This is a genomic window from Planococcus sp. CAU13, assembly GCF_000775575.1.
Classification (GTDB): Bacteria; Bacillota; Bacilli; order Bacillales_A; family Planococcaceae; genus Planococcus.
In genome coordinates this window covers 1-17,153 of sequence record NZ_JRGN01000308.1, presented here as the reverse complement: position 1 = coordinate 17,153, position 17,153 = coordinate 1, and the positions used below count along the sequence as shown (strand labels likewise).

The window sequence follows — 17,153 nt, the reverse complement described above, 5'->3', positions numbered from 1 at the left end:
CGCTGAGCGCCGATTTAATTCGCTGAACGACGATATACGCAAAATCCCCCAGTTCAAAAGACAATAACGCATGCTTTTCGCACGCGAAAAGCGAAAAAAACCGAAAGGCATCATCAGCCTCCCGGTTTTCGTAACATTCTTCTATAATCGCGGATCGACCGGATCGGATTCCATCGCCAATGCGCCGAGCGTGCATTCGTGGACGCGTTCGATCGTTTCCCCGTTCACGAAGCGCGCAATGCCTTCAAGGCCCAGTGCAAATTCTCTCAAAGCAAGCTTCTGCTTTTTGCCGGTGTTGCGGTTTTTCAGCCGCTCCAGGTTTTTCGGCTCCAGGTAATCCATGCCGTAGATAATGCGCAGATATCTTTGTCCCCGCACCTTGATCGCCGGCTGCAGCAATTTGCCTTTAGCCCGGGCGATATAGTATTCCGGTTTGATGATAATGCCTTCGTGCCCGTCTTTCGTAATCGATTTCCACCAGTCAATCACTTCGGCTTCACTGGCCTCGTCCGTGATGACCTTGTATTCCGTTTCGACGAACAGGCGGGACGCATCTGCAAGTTTCCGGTTCATCTCCATATGCCATGTATGCGGCCTGTCGAAAAACGTACGTCCGCTGTGGGCAAGAATATGGAACGGCGCAATCTGGATGCTATTGTCCCCCTCGATGTCCCAGCAATATTTCTGGAATACCTGCAGAAAGTCGTTGGCGTTTTCCAGCTTGCTGTCGTATTCGTCCAGCCAAGCCTGCAGATCGCCATTCATCGGCAGCGCTGCCGTCAATTTTTCTTTCAGCAGCGTCCGGTCGAGCACTGCGTTTTCTGCGACGTGCGCATACTGGTTGCTGATCAGCTCTTTCGCTTTCAGGTTCCATGGCATGATTTCAGCGTCCAGCAGCACGTAATCCGTCTGATGCTCGTCAAAATATTTTATTCGAGTCAATTCTTCGTTCAGTTCAGCAAGCAGGCGCATTTCCGTTTCGCGGTCGAAAAAGCGTTTGCCGGTCCGCGTGTAGATGGAGCCGAGCGATTCGATGCCGGTGTGTTTCAAAGACGATTCCCTGTCCTTGAATAAAAACAGGATCCCCCGGCTGCCCATATGCTTTTTCTCGGCGATCATCGTGTGGACGCCGTTGCTTCTGTAATAATCGATCGCCTCTTTCGGATGCTCCAGGTAATCCGGCAGCGCTGACGGTTTCGGCGTCGGGCTCATCGTCGGCGGGATGTAGATCAATTGCTCAATCGGCACCGTGTAATGTGAAACGGCATCAATCGCCGGTTTTACAAGCTCCTGCGGAATGCGCACTTCGCCGGCAAAATCAGTCAGCACCGAATAGCCGTTGATGAACTTGCCGATATTCGGCGGATTCAGGCGATTCTTCTCCCATTCCATCAGCGGGTTGTCTGCAGCGCCGGAATAATCCGCTTTCGCTTTGACGGATACGAAATCCCGTTCCGGATAACGGTAAGCCGTCAATTCGCCGCCGAAGACCGCTCCCTGATCGATGTTGATCGTGTTATTGATCAACAGCGGCTTCGGTTTCGGGTCATGCCCCCAGACGATCAACAAGCGGTTTTGATGCCCCACTGTCCAATCATTCCGGACCGGCTTGCCGTTTTCATCGAAGCCGCCCGTATCGCCGTACCGGCAGAAATCACTGATGGCGCCGGACTCTTTGCCGATGAATTCGTCACGGATGCCGGCATGTGCACAAACGAGCGTCGGTACGCCGTTCTTTTTGAAGACGTAATGGGATGGCGCAGCCAACAGAAAGTCTTTTAATTGCCGCTTCAGCTCATTTGCTCGCTCTGTCCCTTCCTGCTCCTCGAAAACCCGGAATTCTTCTTCCACTTTTTCATCTCCGTGACTCAGCACCACTTGCCGCCCGTCCAGCCACCTGGCGATTTTCCAGCCGTGGTTGCTGTCGATCATCAGTGCGCGCCCGCTCTCGACATGCTTCAGGAAAAACCGCATCGTCTGGAGCGAAGCCGGTCCCCTGCTCATCACATCGCCGACCGAAACAAATTTGCGGCCTTCGGGATGTTCATATAAGCCTCCCTCATTTTCCGCATATCCGAGTTTCACAAGCAATTGGATCAGTTCATCGAAACAGCCGTGAACGTCTCCGATGATGTCAATGCCGTTGTCCAAATCGATTACAATCGGGTTAACGTGCCTGAACACTTCCACTTCTTCCGTATCTTTCACGGTATGGACAGAAGCAAAGCCTTCTTTCTTAATAAACCGTTTCTCGTTGCGGAAAACCTGGAATTGCTGTTTGATACGGCGCTTGCCCCGCGGATTGTCCCGGTTTTCATCACGGTCGGTAAGCGTCCGCTCCGATACGTCAAAGACGATGGCCTGAATCGGCATATGATTCTTTTTCGCGAGCGCTATGTATCGTTTCCGGTCATCTGAACGGAGATGCGTGGCGTCAACCAGCACCAGCTTGCTCAATCGCAAGCGGGCTTCAATGACCCGGTCCATCATCTCAAAAGCTTCTGCGGATATTTCCTGGTACTCATCCATCAGCCCCGCCGCTTCATCCTGCGGCCGGTCGCGCCAGTCGATGAATTCCTTATCCCCGACTAAAACTCTGAAATCATCGGAACTCACCACTTCCGATGCTAAAATCTGCCCTTCTGCTATTAACCGTCTCACTAACGTCGATTTCCCGCTGTTGGACGGTCCGATCAATAATACGACCCCTGCGTGCGGCAAGCCGATTCTCATCAATTATTCACCTTCCTTTGGAACACACACATCTGCGTCGGGAACCCCTGCTCCGGATGTTCTTCGCCGATTCCGGCGAATTCAATATCGTAATTGCCCGCATGATTACGCTGTTCGCACCAGGCGCGGAACTCCTGCCGCGTCCATTCGAAGCGGTGGTCATCGTGGCGGAAATTATCATCCATATCATAAACTTCATTGTATTCGCGGTTGGGCGTCGTCACGATCAGCGATTTCGGCGCATAGTCGTGCAGAATTCCATCGAATATCTTCGGCAGCCGCTCTTCATCGATGTGCTCGATGACTTCACAGAGAATCATCAGATCTTTCCCTTTTAAGCGTTCATCAAAATAAAACAGGGAACCCCAAAGCGTCTTCGGCTCGACGAAATTCGCCTTGTTTTCCACTTTCTCAAAACGCCGCAGCGCTTTCATCGTCTCCACTTGCGACGGTTCGACGGCCAGAACCTCTTCCACTCCGTCAATAAAACCGAGTTTAACGGCCAGTTTGCCTTCCCCCGACCCGAAATCGACGATGCTTTTCGGCTTCAGGAACGCTGCTGTTTCTGCGATTTTTGCGTAGCGCAGCTCATTCAATGACGTTTTCTTCAGCGGCGCAGGTGCAGCAGCCTCTGCCGGTTCAGCTTCACCATTCTCAACAAGGTCATAGACTTCCTTGAAACGGAGCGCGCGCCGGTAAATCGTTTCCCGCAGCGGATGCTGATCCAGCCAGCCTTCTCCGTAACGGCCGACTTTCTCAACCTCTTTTTCATCAATAAAATAATGCTTGTAATCGTCAATGACCGGAATCAGCACAAACAAATGGCGCAGCGCATCCTTAAGCGTCTGTTCACCGCTCAACCGGATCGTGCGCACTGTGCTCTTCTCTTTTAAATCGAAGGAATAATCGATTTCGGGACGCGTAATGTCCACCTGATAGCCCATCGGTTCGAATAGATTCCTCAACTGCGAATCCGGCAGCGTCGTATTTACGGGACCGAGTTCAAACGTAAACGGAAACGGATGCTCGACCCATTCTGCATACTCCTCTTTCGGCTGGCCGTTCAGCGCTGTGCCAAGCGCTGAGCGGATCAGCGACAGGAAAATGCTTGAGACGGCGAATTCCCGGTCGTTGATGTAATGCGTGATATCGTAAGAATTCCCCGAATTCTGGATCAGTTCAATCGGGTCCGGCGTCACGAAAATCGTCATTTCAAGTTCGGTATCCGTGAATTTGCTGTAAAACATGCGCACCAGGTGGCCTTTCTGGCTTCTTTCATATAAATTACCCGGATTTTTCGCCAATAAATAAGAAACCGCTTTGACATTGTCACCCGCGGCATGAATCGTCAGTTGCATGGTACACGCTCCTTTGCCTCTTCAAGTTGCTGAATAATACCATAAATATATCATAGCAACTGGAAATTTATTCATTTTTATTTAACGTTGCGTTTCTCGTTGAAGCGGCAGATCCAGCCTCAAACCAGAAAATTCTCTTCTTTATTGTCTATATGGAAGAGCCTCACTTCTCCCCAAACATTCGAAAAGGCAATGAAATGATACGACTCAGTCGGCGCAAGGCCGCGCGACTCGCCTTTGATCTTGCCGATGGGCTGCGCCGTTTCTTCGCCGATCCGGCAGGCATAGCACCATTTCGTATCTTCCAGCACGAAATAGACGAAATCTCCGCGGATGCAAACAGCGGAAGTCCCGCTCTTCAGGAGATTGGGATGTTCATAGAGGGCGAGCGAAGTCTCTTCAGGAACGATTTCCACCAGCGGCTTCAGCAAAGGCACCAGCCAGATGGCCGATTCCTTGCCTTTGACGAGCGTCAGAATCTCGAGGATGTCGGGTTTTTCCGGCAAGTCCGACTCGTATCTGAAGATCGGAAGCCCATTCATACCGAACAGAACAAGTTTTTCATTTGGCAGCCCCTTTCGGAAACCTCCGTAATAATAGCTGATCCAAATCCCTTCCGGACCGGCAACCACATCTTCGATTGCGTCACCCGCGTGAAAAGAACCGGTTATTTCTCCGGACAGATTCAGGATAAAGACGTTCTTTTCAAACCTGCCGCTCCTGCGCTGCACAAGAAGGATGCGGTCCTGATCGATCCAGCGGATGAACGGGCTGTCATCCTTAATCGGAGACGGAATCCATTCACTGTTGATGACGATCCAGCTTCTCCCTTTAATGGATATCGCTAAAGCCAGTCCGTTTTGATCCTGCCAGTCTGCATCGCGTATGGAATATTCCTTGAAACGGGAGTCTTCATTTGTAAAGACAATATGTTCAGTTAGGTGGATAGGCGTTTTCAGCATCTTCATCACATCCTGACTTTGCTTTATTGCTTACACTATTCGTTAAAAGGCTGTCATCTCCCTTGTATTCTTTTGCTTCCCGACATCGTTAAACAGGCCGGATCGCGTAAATCGACTGTTCCGCCCCGAACCTGACCACTGTCCGTTCCAATGTCATCCCGAGTTTCTCCAGCAGCCTGCACGAAGCAAGATTGGCGCTCTGCGTTTCCGCCACCAGCCCCGGCAGCTTCAGCTCCTCTAACGCAAAATCGATGATTACTGCCGCCGTCTCATATGCATACCCCCTGCCCCACCATCCCGGCAGAAACTGATAGGAAAGTTCCTGGTCGACGCCTTCGTGATGAAGGTCGAGTGAAATCAGGCCCATAAATTCCGCTGTGCCTTTTTCCCGCACCACCCAGTAATACGCATCGTCCATCGAGGCCAGCATTTCATCCAGTATCACCTTGATCGCATCCCGCTTCCGGACCCCACCGAGATAGGTTCTGACTGCAGGATCACTGAAAAGTTGAGCGACATCGTCTCTGTCCGATTTCTGAAAAGCGGATAAGTAACATCTTTCTGTTTCGAACAATTAACTTCAACTCCTTTTGGAAGTCTGGTTGTAAATATATCTCTGTCTGCTTTCTCTACACTATATCCAAATTTTTCTTTCATCGCCATTTATAATCAGAAAATTTCGCGTATAATGAAATTAATGAACTCTTCGGATAAATCACCCCAAGGATTTATCTCTGTCCAGAAAGGAACATCGGCCGTGACTGTCAGTCCAATTTAAGTTTCCCTTGAATTCATAATCTTATTCAAAGATTAAATTCTTGGGGGAACAATTAATGAAACTGAATAGAAATTTCAATTTGCTGCTGACGGGACAGTCCTTTGCCAATATTGGCGACGTTCTTTACATTGTCGGTATAATCTACCTTGTTTTTGAACTGACCGGCTCGGCGACTGCAGCGGCTTTCGTACCGTTTACGATTACAGGCTCCATGTTCGTGTCGAATCTGCTGACACCGCTTCTTATGGAGCGCTTCCATCTAAAATGGCTGCTCGCCTGTTCGCAAATGGGGAAAACGGGATTGCTCTTTGCGTTGGCCTTCTTTTTGCCGCAGCTTTCATTATCCAATTACTTCTGGCTGTTTGTGGTCATCAGCTTTGTCGCGCTGCTGGATGGCTGCGCCAATCCGGTCACCCAATCGCTGATCCCGGTATATGTAAAAAATGAGCAGTTGCTGAAAGCGAATGGCATCACTGAATCAGTCACCCAGTTTATTCAAACCGCCATGTGGTTTATCGGCAGCTCCCTGTTGATCTGGCTGACAGCAAATGAACTGCTGTGGCTGACGGCCGTCCTGTTTCTTGTATCGAGTGCGCTGTTAAGTATGATGGAACCTGTCGCTTTCACGCCTGCAGAAGAAAAAGGGAAATGGCTGCAAATCAGCAAAGGCTGGCAGACCATCGCTAAAACGCCTGTACTGAAGCGGCTCGCCTGGATGGATGCACTTGAAACAATCGCCGGAACAGTGTGGATTGCCGCAATCCTTTATGTATTCATCAGCGATGCGCTGGCAGTCGACGAAAAATGGTGGGGCTTCATCAACGGCTGCTTCTTCCTCGGTTTGATCGGCGGCAGTTTCTTCTGCTTGAAGTTTGCCGATTGGATCAATGAACATCTCAGCTCTCTTATTTTCGGAGGAGCCGCTCTCAGCAGTGTCGCCACGATATTATTCGGATTGAACAGTTTGCCGCCAGTCGCGTTGCTGCTGTCGTTTCTCGTCGGCGTTTTCACCCAGATCAAAAGCATTCCGCAACAAACTGTTGTGCAGACGAGCGTGTCCACCGACCAATTGCCGACCGTCTACACCACTCTCGGCGCAATCGGCACCGGCACTTTCGGAATCGCATCTCTGACGATGGGTATTCTGGCAGATGCTTTCGGCATCCGCAGCGTCTTTATCTTATCCGGGTTGCTGCTGGGCCTGGCCAGTTTGATTGCCTACCAGGGCAGAGCCCTTATGTGGCGCACAGTTCAGGAATAAAATCATTTATAAATTAGGAGGAATCATTTGGATCCATTACACCAATACGTATTGAGTTTCTGCTTTTTTTCCCAGCCTAAGTCGTTCTACGACTCGGTGGGAGACGAGCACGTGAAAGTATTCAACCATCAGGAGATAAACAGCTATTTGAATCTGACCGACACTTTCCATTTCAATAGAGGCGAGCCGAATTTCTTCTCGCAGCACGGGCCTGCATCTTTCGCTTTCTGGGCCCATTCCTTCTATTTGAATAAAGAAGAAGCCGATTTATTGAATAGCGACGTGGAGGGTCTGTTGGAGATCTTGTTTGAGCAGTTGGAGGACTATCTTATCGTGAACAATATAACGAAAGAAAAGATTACGTCATTGAAAACTCTCTACGATTGCCGATGTGAAGTGTTATTTTCCACACTTCGTCAGCCCGGCATACAGACAGAAACCTTTACCCTCAGACAAGGACCACTGCGGGTGTTGACAGAGTTCGGCATCGACTTTCACTATTGGCCGCTTGTTGAAAATCAGATCGGGCAATTGAAGGAATTTGCCTCGGCGTAAGATGGCATATAATTTGAAAGAGAGCCCGCAGACTGCAGGCTCTCTTTCTATTTACTATTTTGTCCGGTTCATTCCTTACTTAAGCCACTGCTTCTATTTAATAACTCCGCTACTCCAATGGCTATGCCCGCATTCAACATGCCGAATAAAGTGACGACTAAGGTAATTCCACTGAAGCCTCCCATGAAATTCATCACGAAGAATATAAAGCAGGCAATAAACATTAAAACGCCGAAAACCCATAAGAATCTCATCTTTCTTCCCCCTCGTCTGGCCTGACACCCGAATCTGCTTTTCTCTTTTAAAATATGTATAACTGTCTCTAATGAATAATAAAAAATAAGAAAAAAATAATGAACCTTTCATTCCATTTTTCTGCACATAAAAAAGGTACTCTAATCTTCCTGATCATCGTATTTCCCTGCAGCTTTTTTAAATCCTATAATTGCAGCGTATGTGATGACCATTCCCAATGCGACACCAATTGTAGTATTGATTACTGATTCATCGCCTTCGAATATTAAACGGATTATAAAATAACCTAGAACTGCTCCCAATAATAGACCGGCTAACGATTTTAAATCTTTTTTCATGATCACACCCCTTCCATTTACTGTAACATACAGTTGGAAAGATGGCTAAAGGCCCCTTGCTCTCATGACAGCACCCATATAGCAATTTAAGGTTATTTACTTGATCGGTTTTTCGCTTTTCGCCTGCGAAAAGCATCCATATAAGAATAAAAGCGCCAGCCGGATTGCCGGCAGGCGCTTCAGAATTCAACGTATCAAAGACTTCGTAACATCTATTCCATATACCGATGTTCGCGCAGGCTTTTCAGGCTCTCAATTTCCTGCAGCAGCCGGCTGCCGATATTGGTTTCCCTCACCTTTTTGCGCTCCAGCTCCTCGTCCACCAGCCGTTTGACTGACAGGACGTCGGTTTCATTGCTCAATACTTCTTCCTTTGAATTGAACTTTTGGTGAGCTACAAGCTGCATGCCGTAGGAATTATAGAGAAGCGTGTAGCCGGCAATGCCTGTGGTGGACTGATAGGCTTTGGAGAATCCGCCGTCGATGACGAGCATCTTGCCGTTTGCTTTGATCGGATTTTCGCCGTCGATTTCCTTGACCGGCGTGTGGCCATTTATAATGCGGCCGTGATCCGGATCCAAATCGAATTCTTCAAGCATCTTCCGGCACATTTCCTCGTCTTCACGCAGATAATAATACGGATTTTTACGTTCTTTATGTGTTTCTTTTTCTTTGATGAAATAGCGCTCGAATGTGGTCATCTCGCGCTTCCCGAAAAGCGACGAATTTTCGCCGGTCCACAGGTACCACACCATATCGGTCGCAAAGTCATCCGTTTCGTCAGGGTTGGCAAATGATTGCCGCAGGTATTGCTCGAAAACATCCAGCAACTCACGTCCTGCATAGCTTTTCCCTTCGACTTCCATCCTTTTCATTTCTCCGTTTTCCTCGAGAGGAATGCAGCCGTGAATGAGCAGATTGCCGTTGTATTGCAAATACAAACTGCCTTTTTTCATCAGGAACTTCATATGGCGGGCCAGTTTTTCCGAATGCTGGATCGAGAACAGCAGCTTGTCGATGACTTGCTGTTCTTCTTCCAGTAGACGTTCGGGCTGCTCGGGATCAATGGTCGCAAAACAAGTATTTTCGAGTGCATACGTAATACCGTGAATGGTCGCGGTTTTATTGTCATAATCCACCTTCTCCAGCAATAAACGATCTTCCATTTCAAAGCTCGGACGCCTCTTGATAATCGGACTCTCCAGCTTAAACTGAATGATGGAAATCGCCTGGTGGATTTTCGTGATCTGCAGCTGTTCCTGCTCTGTCAGAATTTCACCGGAAATGCGTTTCGGCCGGAAAACCGGATTGTCCTCGTAATATTTTTCCGCCAGATTTAATAATGGACGCAGATTGATGCCGTATACATCTTCGATGATATCGAGATTATTGTAGCGCGCACAGATGCGGATGATGTTCGCCAGGCATACTTTCGAACCTGAAAACGCCCCTATCCACAGGGCGTCGTGGTTGCCCCACTGGATATCGACGGAATGGTAATCGATGAGCGTATCCATGATCTTATGCGGATCCGGCCCCCGGTCATAAATGTCGCCGACAACATGAAGATGGTCCACCGTGAGGCGCTGCATTGTATAAGCAAGTCCGATAATCAGCTTGTCCGCCTGCCCAAGTCCGATGATCTGGTCGACCATTTTCGCGTAATAATCTTTTTTGTTCGAGAACTCGTCCGTCTTGTACAGCAGCTCTTCGACAATATAGACGAATTGTTTCGGCAGTGCCTTGCGCAATTTCGAACGCGTATATTTCGAAGACGCATACGACACCAGCTTCAGCAGCCGCTCGATCATTTCTATGTACCATTCGCGCAGTTCCTGCTTGCTGCTGAAGTGGCTTTTGATCAATTGAAGTTTCTCTTCCGGATAATAAACAAGCGTCGCGAATTCGTTCAGCTCTTTTTCCCCGAGTTCATTTTTGAACAGATCGCGGATTTTCACTTTCACATTGCCGGAACCGTTCCGCAGCACATGCTGGAAAGCCTGATATTCGCCGTGCAGATCACTGACAAAATGCTCCGTCCCTTTCGGCAGTTCGAGTATGGTTTCCAAATTAATGATTTCGGTTACCACTTTCTCTTCGCTGTCGTATTTCTGCGCCAATAAATCCAGGTATTTTGTATTCAGCATTGGAAATCCCCTTTCGAATACTTTCATGATTTATATTCTTAAAAAGCAGCTGTTCAGATTAAGCTGTTGATTAAATAAGTTTCCCTGCTTCCAGTCTATAGCAGTTGGCGCGTGGGCTCTAGTGGGAAATACGGCAGCATCAAAAAAACCGGACGCGATATCCGGCTTTTCTCTATTTACCTGTTTGTGCGAATTGGCGGATGCGTGCGCCGATTTCATCTCGGACGTTCTGGAAAACAGTCCATTTCTCTTCTTCGGTGCCTTCCGCTTTTGCCGGGTCCGTAAAACCCCAGTGATCGCGTTTCACATGCGGCGGGGTCATCGGGCATTTATCGGCAGCGTCCCCACATAAGGTCACAACGAAATCTGCATTGTTCAAAATTTCGGTATCGATGATGTCCGAAGTCTGCGTGGAAATGTCGATATCCACTTCGTTCATCGCTTTCACTGCATTCGGATTCAGGCCGTGCGCTTCAATTCCGGCACTCAGCACCTGCCATTCGTCACCAAGAATTTCTTTCCCCCAGCCTTCCGCCATCTGGCTGCGGCATGAGTTTCCGGTGCACAGAAAGTATAATGTCTTTTTCGCCATCTTAAAAACTCCCTCTTTATTTTCTCCAATTAACATATCAGCATTTGCTTATATGTACAAGTGAAGCATCGCCTTTGGATATCTTCATTGAAACGAAGAATCAATGCTCCACGCACACTGGAAATTAAACTCGGCATCTTCTGGATAATTATTTACTAATTCCACAATCAAAACGTTCGATTGTTGATGCTGACCTGCTCCTCTTAACTCTATTGCTTTATTCATTTTTTGTTCCAAATTCAACTCTCTTTTTAGCGACAGCAACAAGGCCACTATTATGGATACCGCATAGCCCAATAAAATTAAAGATGTAATGTATGGAAAGTAACCAGCTTGAACCTGTTGCATTATATCCATCGCCACATAAATGGCAGCCGCAATTGATAGAAGCATGACAAGGAAAACTTTCTTCTCCTCACTTATTTTCATCAATGGCACCCCTTTAAACTCACACTAACGAAACGTCAAACTTCTCGATCAAATCCTTGAATGCCGGTCTTTTATTGCCATCACGGCCTGTTACTTCTTCTGCTGTTATGAGTGAATTCAGCACCGCTTCTTCCGTCGCTTCACCTATTGCACGAAATGCCTCGTCCATATCTTCTTCATGGATCTGCGGAATTATGGAGAGCTGTTCGGGCTTGTCATGCGGAATGCGAGTAGCTGTCGAGAAGCCGATGACGATTTCGCCGCTGCCGTTTGTAATGATCGAACCGGTTCTCGATAAGCCGGCAACGGATCTTTTGAGAATCCGATTCAATTGACGTTCGGATAGCGGCAAGTCTGTTGCGACGATTATCATCACCGAGCCTTTGTCTTCTTCTTTATGGGAGTCACAAAGAGCTTCCTTCAATTCCTGGCCCACCGCTTTTCCTTTCACCAGCAAATCGCTGAGGATGCCGAAATTCGACAGCACCATTACCCCGAGCGTGTAGGTGCCGTGCGCCAATTCGACGAGCCGGGAAGCGGAACCGATACCTCCCTTCAGCGAATAGCACAGCATGCCTCTCCCTGCACCGACCGCTCCTTCCTCGAAGTCGGACGAAGCGTTTTGGAGCGCCTCCAGAACATGTTCCCGCTTCACAAATTTCGCCCGGATATCGTTCAAAAACATATCGTTGCACTCACCGATGACCGGATTCACCGTTCCGGTCGTGCGGCCGATTTCCGGATTCCCCTCCAGCATATAGTCGAATAATGTATCAGCCGCCACGCCAACACCGAGTGTATTCGTCAGTAATATCGGTGTCTCCAGCGTGCCGAGTTCTTCCATTTGGATGGTACCCATCGTTTTGCCGAATCCGTTGATGACGTGACTCGAAGCGATCAGCTTCTCTTTAAACATATTGCCGGGATGCGGCAAAATAGCCGTTACGCCCGTTTGACTGTTGCCTTCACTGAGTGTCACATGCCCGACCATTACGCCTTCCACATCGGTGATGGCGTTGCGCGGTCCCGTTTTCAGCCGCCCGATTTCCACGCCGTAGTCGCGTATCCGTTTTTGATTGAACATTTAATCTGCCCCTTTATAAATCTTTTCCTGGAAAAAGTACTCTCTATCGGATTTTTTCATTAGTTCAAGTCTCTCCTGAAATTAAGGGAGAAAGGTTTTCATTAATATCCTTTACTTTCTGCGTATAGCCAACTATCAAGAGGATTGAAACGGCAAGCAGCACTAACAGGAATGACAGCGTCTTAAGTATTTTACTGAACTTAAACAGTTCAATATTTCTTTGCTCAATTGCCACTATGAAACCAAGAGGGATAATTACCGCAATCAACACTAAAAGACTCTGCAGAATCGAAATATCATCTCTTAAGATAGCAAGCCTTAACTGGTCGTTCAACTCCAGCTCGGATTTGTCGAAAGTATAGGAAGTTTTCTCCAATGCCCCTTGCTTAATTTCAATGGTTTGCTGCTCTTCGTGGTAACTGACCGCTTCGGGAAAAATATTCAAATAAGAAATAAAGTACAGCGAACTCAACAGGAGCGCTCCATAGCTAAATATCTTTATGATACTTATTGCGCTGGACTGTTTTTTCATTGCCATGCGTTCACCTCTCGATATGCTTCAAAATTGATTGGCACATTCACTAAATGCCTCTTCTATTTCATCAACTGCTGGTTTCCTGCACTTCTATCCGGCTGCAGATCAACTCCACAATATCTTCCATTGTCATTTCTTCCGTCAGCATCAGTTCACCTTCTGTGCCGAGATAATCCTGCGGCCGCCACCATGCCCGCATGGATTCTTCTCCGAACGCATTGGCCAGAGCACGCGAGTTATGGCGTTTCACCGTTTCCTCAAAAGGCAGATTGAAATAATAAACATCGGCATTGCCACCGAAGAAGCGGATGAGCCCACGCAGCATATCCCCGTAGCCTTCTTTTATCAATATCCCCTCCAAAATGACAAATTCACATTTGCCTTTGCCATATTCCGTAATCTGTCTGATAAGGTCTATCGACAGGTTTCCTTTTCTGTCGCGGACGCTCAGCATATCGCGCCGGACCGTGTCCTGCGAAACAAGCAGCGTGCCGTCACCGAAATGATCCTGCAGCTTTTTAGCGATTGTGGTCTTGCCGCTGCCGGAATTGCCCCTTAGAATAATCAGTTTTGTATCGATACGAATCAAGCCTTTCCACCAAATGTATGAATTGATTTTGACCATCATGCAGTAATATGAGAATAGAAGGAACTAAGCTTCCCGATAATCTCTTTTGCTTTTATCATAACGCATTAAATGCCTTTTCTTCCCATTCAATTTGAAATTATTTCATTATTCTGTTCAGGAAAGGACTGATCCTATTGAAACACGCATTGGTTATCGGCGGCACCGGCATGCTTGCCCGCACTTCTTTATGGCTGGCGGATAATGGCTACCATGTATCGGTGATTGGCCGGAATCCGGAAAAGATGCAGCGGCTGATCGAACAAAATCCTGCTCAAATTGCGCCGGTCTTAGTCGATTACACGAATAAGGAGGCGTTGGAGGCGCAATTGCTGCATATTCAGCAAAAGAAAGGACCGGTTGGTTTAGTGGTTGCATGGATTCATACAAACGGATCCGAGGTGATTTCCTGTTTGACCGATTCCATTCCTTCTCATCTATCGTGGAAATTATTCCATGTGAACGGCAGCAGCTCGAATCTGGAAGAAATCAAAAAGAAAGCGGCAGTCCCTTCGCATGTTCAGTATCATCAAATCCATCTCGGATTCAAGCTGGAAAACGGCACCTCTCGCTGGCTGACACATGAAGAGATTTCTGGAGGCGTCATAAAAGCGATTATGGAAGAAAAAGCGATACAGCTTGTCGGAACATTGACGCCTTGGGAGGAGCGACCTTAAGTGCTGACTGGAAAAACATACGCCGCGGCGAATGTTCAGGGGATGGTTCCCGCTGAGCGAAACCATCCAATCATTCTGTGTTTTAGGCGTATTTCCAATTTGGTCAAAATACTTTCCATTCCAAAAAGAAGAGAGGTGCTGCTCACCGCAGCACCTCTTTATTAATCAGCCTTCTCTATTTTCTTTATTCGCGTCAGGTATTTTCCATACATGATAAACAGCAATGCCAGACAGAGGAGGAAAAACCACGGCGCGCCAAATCTTGCGACGGCAAAAGGTGTTTCAAACAGAAAGGCGAACAGAAAGTTAAGGCCTTCTTTGTCCCATAAGCCGGGTGTAAAATAGGCATCTTTCGGGTTTCTGTACTGGGAGAAATTATTGAATGTGGCAATCGTCATTACGAAAAATATCACGCAGAATGTACCGTAATATTCGAGCAGGCGGCGAAGATAAGCTTTTTGGGATGCATCATCCGAAAAAAGTTCGTCCATACCATCCGCTGGTTTAAGCCAGTAATGCGATTCTCTGCCTCCCAAATGTGTCCATCCATAATCTTCGTAGAGTTCGATGTACCGCTCCTTCGCTTCTTTCGATCTAAAAGTTTGAAAATCGATCCGAATCACTTGATCCGTGGCAGTTGTTTTTTCAAAATGATAAATCCCAAGTGAGCTGACACGTTTGCACAGCCAGCCTTTTCGCGCCATTTCGTTCAGCCAGTCCTCTTCTTTTTGAATATCCATGAACATTCTAAACTTCTTCATGCTTTACGCCTCCTTCATGGAGTGAAAGAATATGCTGCAGCCTCGCTCGTTCTGTGTCCAGGATCTTTAAACCTTCATCCGTAATGCCATACACTTTTCTCCTGGGCTCATCCGTTGGCAGCAGTTCGATCCAGTGGTATTTCAATAGATTTTCGATGGCCCCATATAAAGTTCCCGCAGCAATCCGGACTTCCCCGTTGCTCATTCCTTCTACTTTTTGCATAATAGCGTAACCGTGCAGAGGCTCCCTCAGCGCCAATAAAATATAATGCATCGTCTCCGTCAGCGGGAGCAGCTTATGTTTTTTCATGAATTCATCCCCTATACAGTTGGACTATATAATTAAAGTATACACAGTCTAACTGTATAGTTCAACTGTATAAATACTTTTTTTGGTGCAACATAAAAAAAGAAGCCTCTCCCGGCTTCTTTTCCCCATCATATCTTCCGCATATAACGCAGCGATACCTGGTCTTCACCGGTATCCGTCTGCTCTATTTTCTTCCCTTGCAACTTAAATCCTCTCGCTTCATAAAACGGGATGCCTCTTTCATTGTCTTCCTGCACCGAAACCCATTGTACCAAAGCACCCTGCTCTTTCTGCAAGCCGGTCAGCGCATCGAGCAACTGCCGTCCGATGCCCTGGTAGCGATACGTTTCAGCCACATACAGCATGAATACCTCGCTCACACCGGGGCTGGTGATGCCGCCGCCAATCACTCCCGCTACGTCAGAGTCGATCAAGGCAACATGCGTATAGAATCCTGCTTCCAGATCGTTCTTAATCCGTTCATGGTTATACCAGAAAGCGACATTCTGTTCCTGGTATTCTTCGCTCAGCTTGCCCTCCACTGTCTGTTTCCAGCCAGTCGAACAGATTTCAGCTATCTCTTCGATGTGGATTTCAGCCGGTTTGATGATCAAAACTGGCATCTTTCTTCCTCCAGTCATCTGCGCTAGCCCGTTTCTATTGCTGGCATTAAAAGACTTTCGTCTCCTGAAGCTCAATCGCCTGCGTCAGCGTATTATAAACTTTGATATCCGAGAAGTCCAAGCCAAGCTGGACGGACGTTTGAGCAATATTCGGGCTGATGCCTGATAACGCGGTCGAGACGCCAATCAGCTTCAGCCCCTTAATCAGCTGGAAAATCTGATGCGCCACCATGGTATCGATAATCGGCACGCCGGATAAATCGATGAAGAGTGTCTCGATTTTATTTTCCGCGCTTTGTTCCAATGCCTTTTCGAAAATGACCTGGGCTCTGTGGGTGTTAATCTCCCCGATCAACGGCAGCAGCCCGATCGTTTCGCCCAGGCGAATGACCGGCGCACTCATTTCGGTAATCAATTCCTGCTGGGCATTCAGCCGCTGTTCTGACGCCAAGGTGTTTTGACGGCTGAATTCCAGGACAATGTCGTTGATGGTGCTCGTGATTTTATAACTGATTTCACTGAATTCCGCCAGCGAAATGCTGTCCTGATGCGTTTCTGCAAATTCTTTTATGAGTTCCAGGTATTGTTTTTCAGTGACAAAAAATTCTTCCAGAATGTCAGATAAAGGCGTGTTCAAATGCCCTTCGTCTTTGGCAATTTTATAAATCCAATCCTGAAATTCTTTCAGAGTTTCTTCATCGCTCTTCTCGAATATGGTACAGAAACGGACATGGAATTCATTATTTTGTTCTTTCAGCTGCTCGATGATTTCCGGATTTTGGGAACCGTAAATGCCATTTTTGTTTTTATCCAGCCTTTCATACCATTGCTCCGTCAAGAAGTCGGTTTTTTCGCAAAGAAACTTATGTAACATTTCGCTTATCATTGGTTTTCTCCTTTTTTCCACTTATTTCCGTTCGATTGGACGGACGTCCTTCTCTTTTTTCTTCCTATCACAAAGTATACTTCAAATTTAACGATAAATAAAAAAAGAAAAGGTTGGCAGTTTAATCCCTTTGATATGAAAAAGGCTTCACGGATACGAAGTCTTCCGGAAGGGTTTGGAGGTTTTCGCTTGGAGAGAATGTTCTTGAACTTTTAGTGAAGACTATTTTACTTTTATGATCGGC

19 protein-coding genes are annotated in these 17,153 nt (G+C 47.4%); 3 read left to right on the top strand and 16 right to left on the bottom strand.

Annotation, left to right across the window (positions count from 1 at the left end; translation table 11 throughout):
• Positions 1-141: 141 nt before the first annotated feature.
• The 4 genes from KW93_RS14145 to KW93_RS14130 all read right to left on the bottom strand — a co-directional run bounded on the left by KW93_RS14145 (position 142) and on the right by KW93_RS14130 (position 5,627).
• Positions 142-2,733 carry a polynucleotide kinase-phosphatase gene (locus KW93_RS14145; RefSeq protein WP_033543683.1) on the bottom strand — a complete coding sequence of 864 codons (2,592 nt, stop codon included), beginning with the start codon at positions 2,731-2,733 and terminating at the stop codon, positions 142-144.
• On the bottom strand, positions 2,733-4,091 hold the full coding sequence (locus KW93_RS14140) for a 3' terminal RNA ribose 2'-O-methyltransferase Hen1 (protein WP_033543682.1): 1,359 nt from the start codon (positions 4,089-4,091) through the stop codon (positions 2,733-2,735). The genes KW93_RS14145 and KW93_RS14140 overlap by 1 nt, the downstream gene beginning before the upstream one ends.
• A gap of 119 nt (positions 4,092-4,210) precedes the next feature.
• Positions 4,211-5,053: a hypothetical protein gene (locus tag KW93_RS14135; protein WP_033543681.1), complete on the bottom strand. Its 843-nt coding sequence runs from the start codon at positions 5,051-5,053 to the stop codon at positions 4,211-4,213.
• A gap of 88 nt (positions 5,054-5,141) precedes the next feature.
• A complete protein-coding gene (locus tag KW93_RS14130; protein WP_033543680.1) occupies positions 5,142-5,627 on the bottom strand; it encodes a GNAT family N-acetyltransferase in 486 nt (161 codons plus the stop codon).
• Positions 5,628-5,886: 259 nt separating this feature from the next.
• Between KW93_RS14130 and KW93_RS14125 the strand changes: the two genes are divergently transcribed.
• Positions 5,887-7,092, top strand: a complete 1,206-nt coding sequence (locus KW93_RS14125; RefSeq protein ID WP_033543679.1) for an MFS transporter — start codon at positions 5,887-5,889, stop codon at positions 7,090-7,092.
• Positions 7,093-7,119: 27 nt separating this feature from the next.
• Complete coding sequence (locus tag KW93_RS14120; protein WP_033543678.1) at positions 7,120-7,647, top strand: hypothetical protein; 528 nt, start codon at positions 7,120-7,122, stop codon at positions 7,645-7,647.
• A gap of 68 nt (positions 7,648-7,715) precedes the next feature.
• On the opposite strand, the gene KW93_RS14115 is transcribed toward KW93_RS14120, so the two are convergent.
• The 8 genes from KW93_RS14115 to KW93_RS14080 all read right to left on the bottom strand — a co-directional run bounded on the left by KW93_RS14115 (position 7,716) and on the right by KW93_RS14080 (position 13,607).
• Entirely contained in the window at positions 7,716-7,901 is a 186-nt protein-coding gene (locus tag KW93_RS14115) for a hypothetical protein (RefSeq protein ID WP_033543677.1), read from the bottom strand.
• Positions 7,902-8,042: 141 nt separating this feature from the next.
• Complete coding sequence (locus KW93_RS14110; protein WP_033543676.1) at positions 8,043-8,240, bottom strand: hypothetical protein; 198 nt, start codon at positions 8,238-8,240, stop codon at positions 8,043-8,045.
• Between the two features lie 212 nt (positions 8,241-8,452).
• The gene (locus tag KW93_RS14105) at positions 8,453-10,384 is read right to left on the bottom strand and encodes a fructose-bisphosphatase class III (protein ID WP_033543686.1); all 1,932 of its coding nucleotides are present in this window, start codon (positions 10,382-10,384) and stop codon (positions 8,453-8,455) included.
• A gap of 175 nt (positions 10,385-10,559) precedes the next feature.
• The gene (gene arsC / locus KW93_RS14100) at positions 10,560-10,979 is read right to left on the bottom strand and encodes an arsenate reductase (thioredoxin) (RefSeq protein WP_033543675.1); all 420 of its coding nucleotides are present in this window, start codon (positions 10,977-10,979) and stop codon (positions 10,560-10,562) included.
• An 84-nt stretch (positions 10,980-11,063) separates the two neighbouring features.
• The gene (locus KW93_RS14095; protein WP_033543674.1) at positions 11,064-11,408 is read right to left on the bottom strand and encodes a hypothetical protein; all 345 of its coding nucleotides are present in this window, start codon (positions 11,406-11,408) and stop codon (positions 11,064-11,066) included.
• 19 nt (positions 11,409-11,427) lie between these two features.
• Positions 11,428-12,492: a DmpA family aminopeptidase gene (locus KW93_RS14090; protein ID WP_033543673.1), complete on the bottom strand. Its 1,065-nt coding sequence runs from the start codon at positions 12,490-12,492 to the stop codon at positions 11,428-11,430.
• 64 nt (positions 12,493-12,556) lie between these two features.
• Complete coding sequence (locus tag KW93_RS14085; RefSeq protein ID WP_033543672.1) at positions 12,557-13,030, bottom strand: hypothetical protein; 474 nt, start codon at positions 13,028-13,030, stop codon at positions 12,557-12,559.
• A gap of 64 nt (positions 13,031-13,094) precedes the next feature.
• The gene (locus KW93_RS14080) at positions 13,095-13,607 is read right to left on the bottom strand and encodes a kinase (RefSeq protein ID WP_033543685.1); all 513 of its coding nucleotides are present in this window, start codon (positions 13,605-13,607) and stop codon (positions 13,095-13,097) included.
• Between the two features lie 182 nt (positions 13,608-13,789).
• On the opposite strand from KW93_RS14080, the gene KW93_RS14075 reads away from it, so the two are divergent.
• Complete coding sequence (locus KW93_RS14075; RefSeq protein ID WP_052131642.1) at positions 13,790-14,329, top strand: SDR family NAD(P)-dependent oxidoreductase; 540 nt, start codon at positions 13,790-13,792, stop codon at positions 14,327-14,329.
• 161 nt (positions 14,330-14,490) lie between these two features.
• Here the strand turns inward: KW93_RS14075 and KW93_RS14070 are convergent, their stop codons facing one another.
• The 4 genes from KW93_RS14070 to KW93_RS14055 all read right to left on the bottom strand — a co-directional run bounded on the left by KW93_RS14070 (position 14,491) and on the right by KW93_RS14055 (position 16,909).
• Positions 14,491-15,090 (bottom strand): DUF2812 domain-containing protein, encoded by a 600-nt coding sequence (locus KW93_RS14070; protein WP_033543671.1) that lies wholly within the window; start codon positions 15,088-15,090, stop codon positions 14,491-14,493.
• Positions 15,077-15,400: a PadR family transcriptional regulator gene (locus KW93_RS14065; protein WP_033543670.1), complete on the bottom strand. Its 324-nt coding sequence runs from the start codon at positions 15,398-15,400 to the stop codon at positions 15,077-15,079. The genes KW93_RS14070 and KW93_RS14065 overlap by 14 nt, the downstream gene beginning before the upstream one ends.
• Positions 15,401-15,528: 128 nt before the next feature.
• On the bottom strand, positions 15,529-16,023 hold the full coding sequence (locus KW93_RS14060) for a GNAT family N-acetyltransferase (protein WP_033543669.1): 495 nt from the start codon (positions 16,021-16,023) through the stop codon (positions 15,529-15,531).
• A gap of 46 nt (positions 16,024-16,069) precedes the next feature.
• On the bottom strand, positions 16,070-16,909 hold the full coding sequence (locus KW93_RS14055; RefSeq protein ID WP_033543668.1) for an STAS domain-containing protein: 840 nt from the start codon (positions 16,907-16,909) through the stop codon (positions 16,070-16,072).
• Positions 16,910-17,153: the final 244 nt, after the last annotated feature.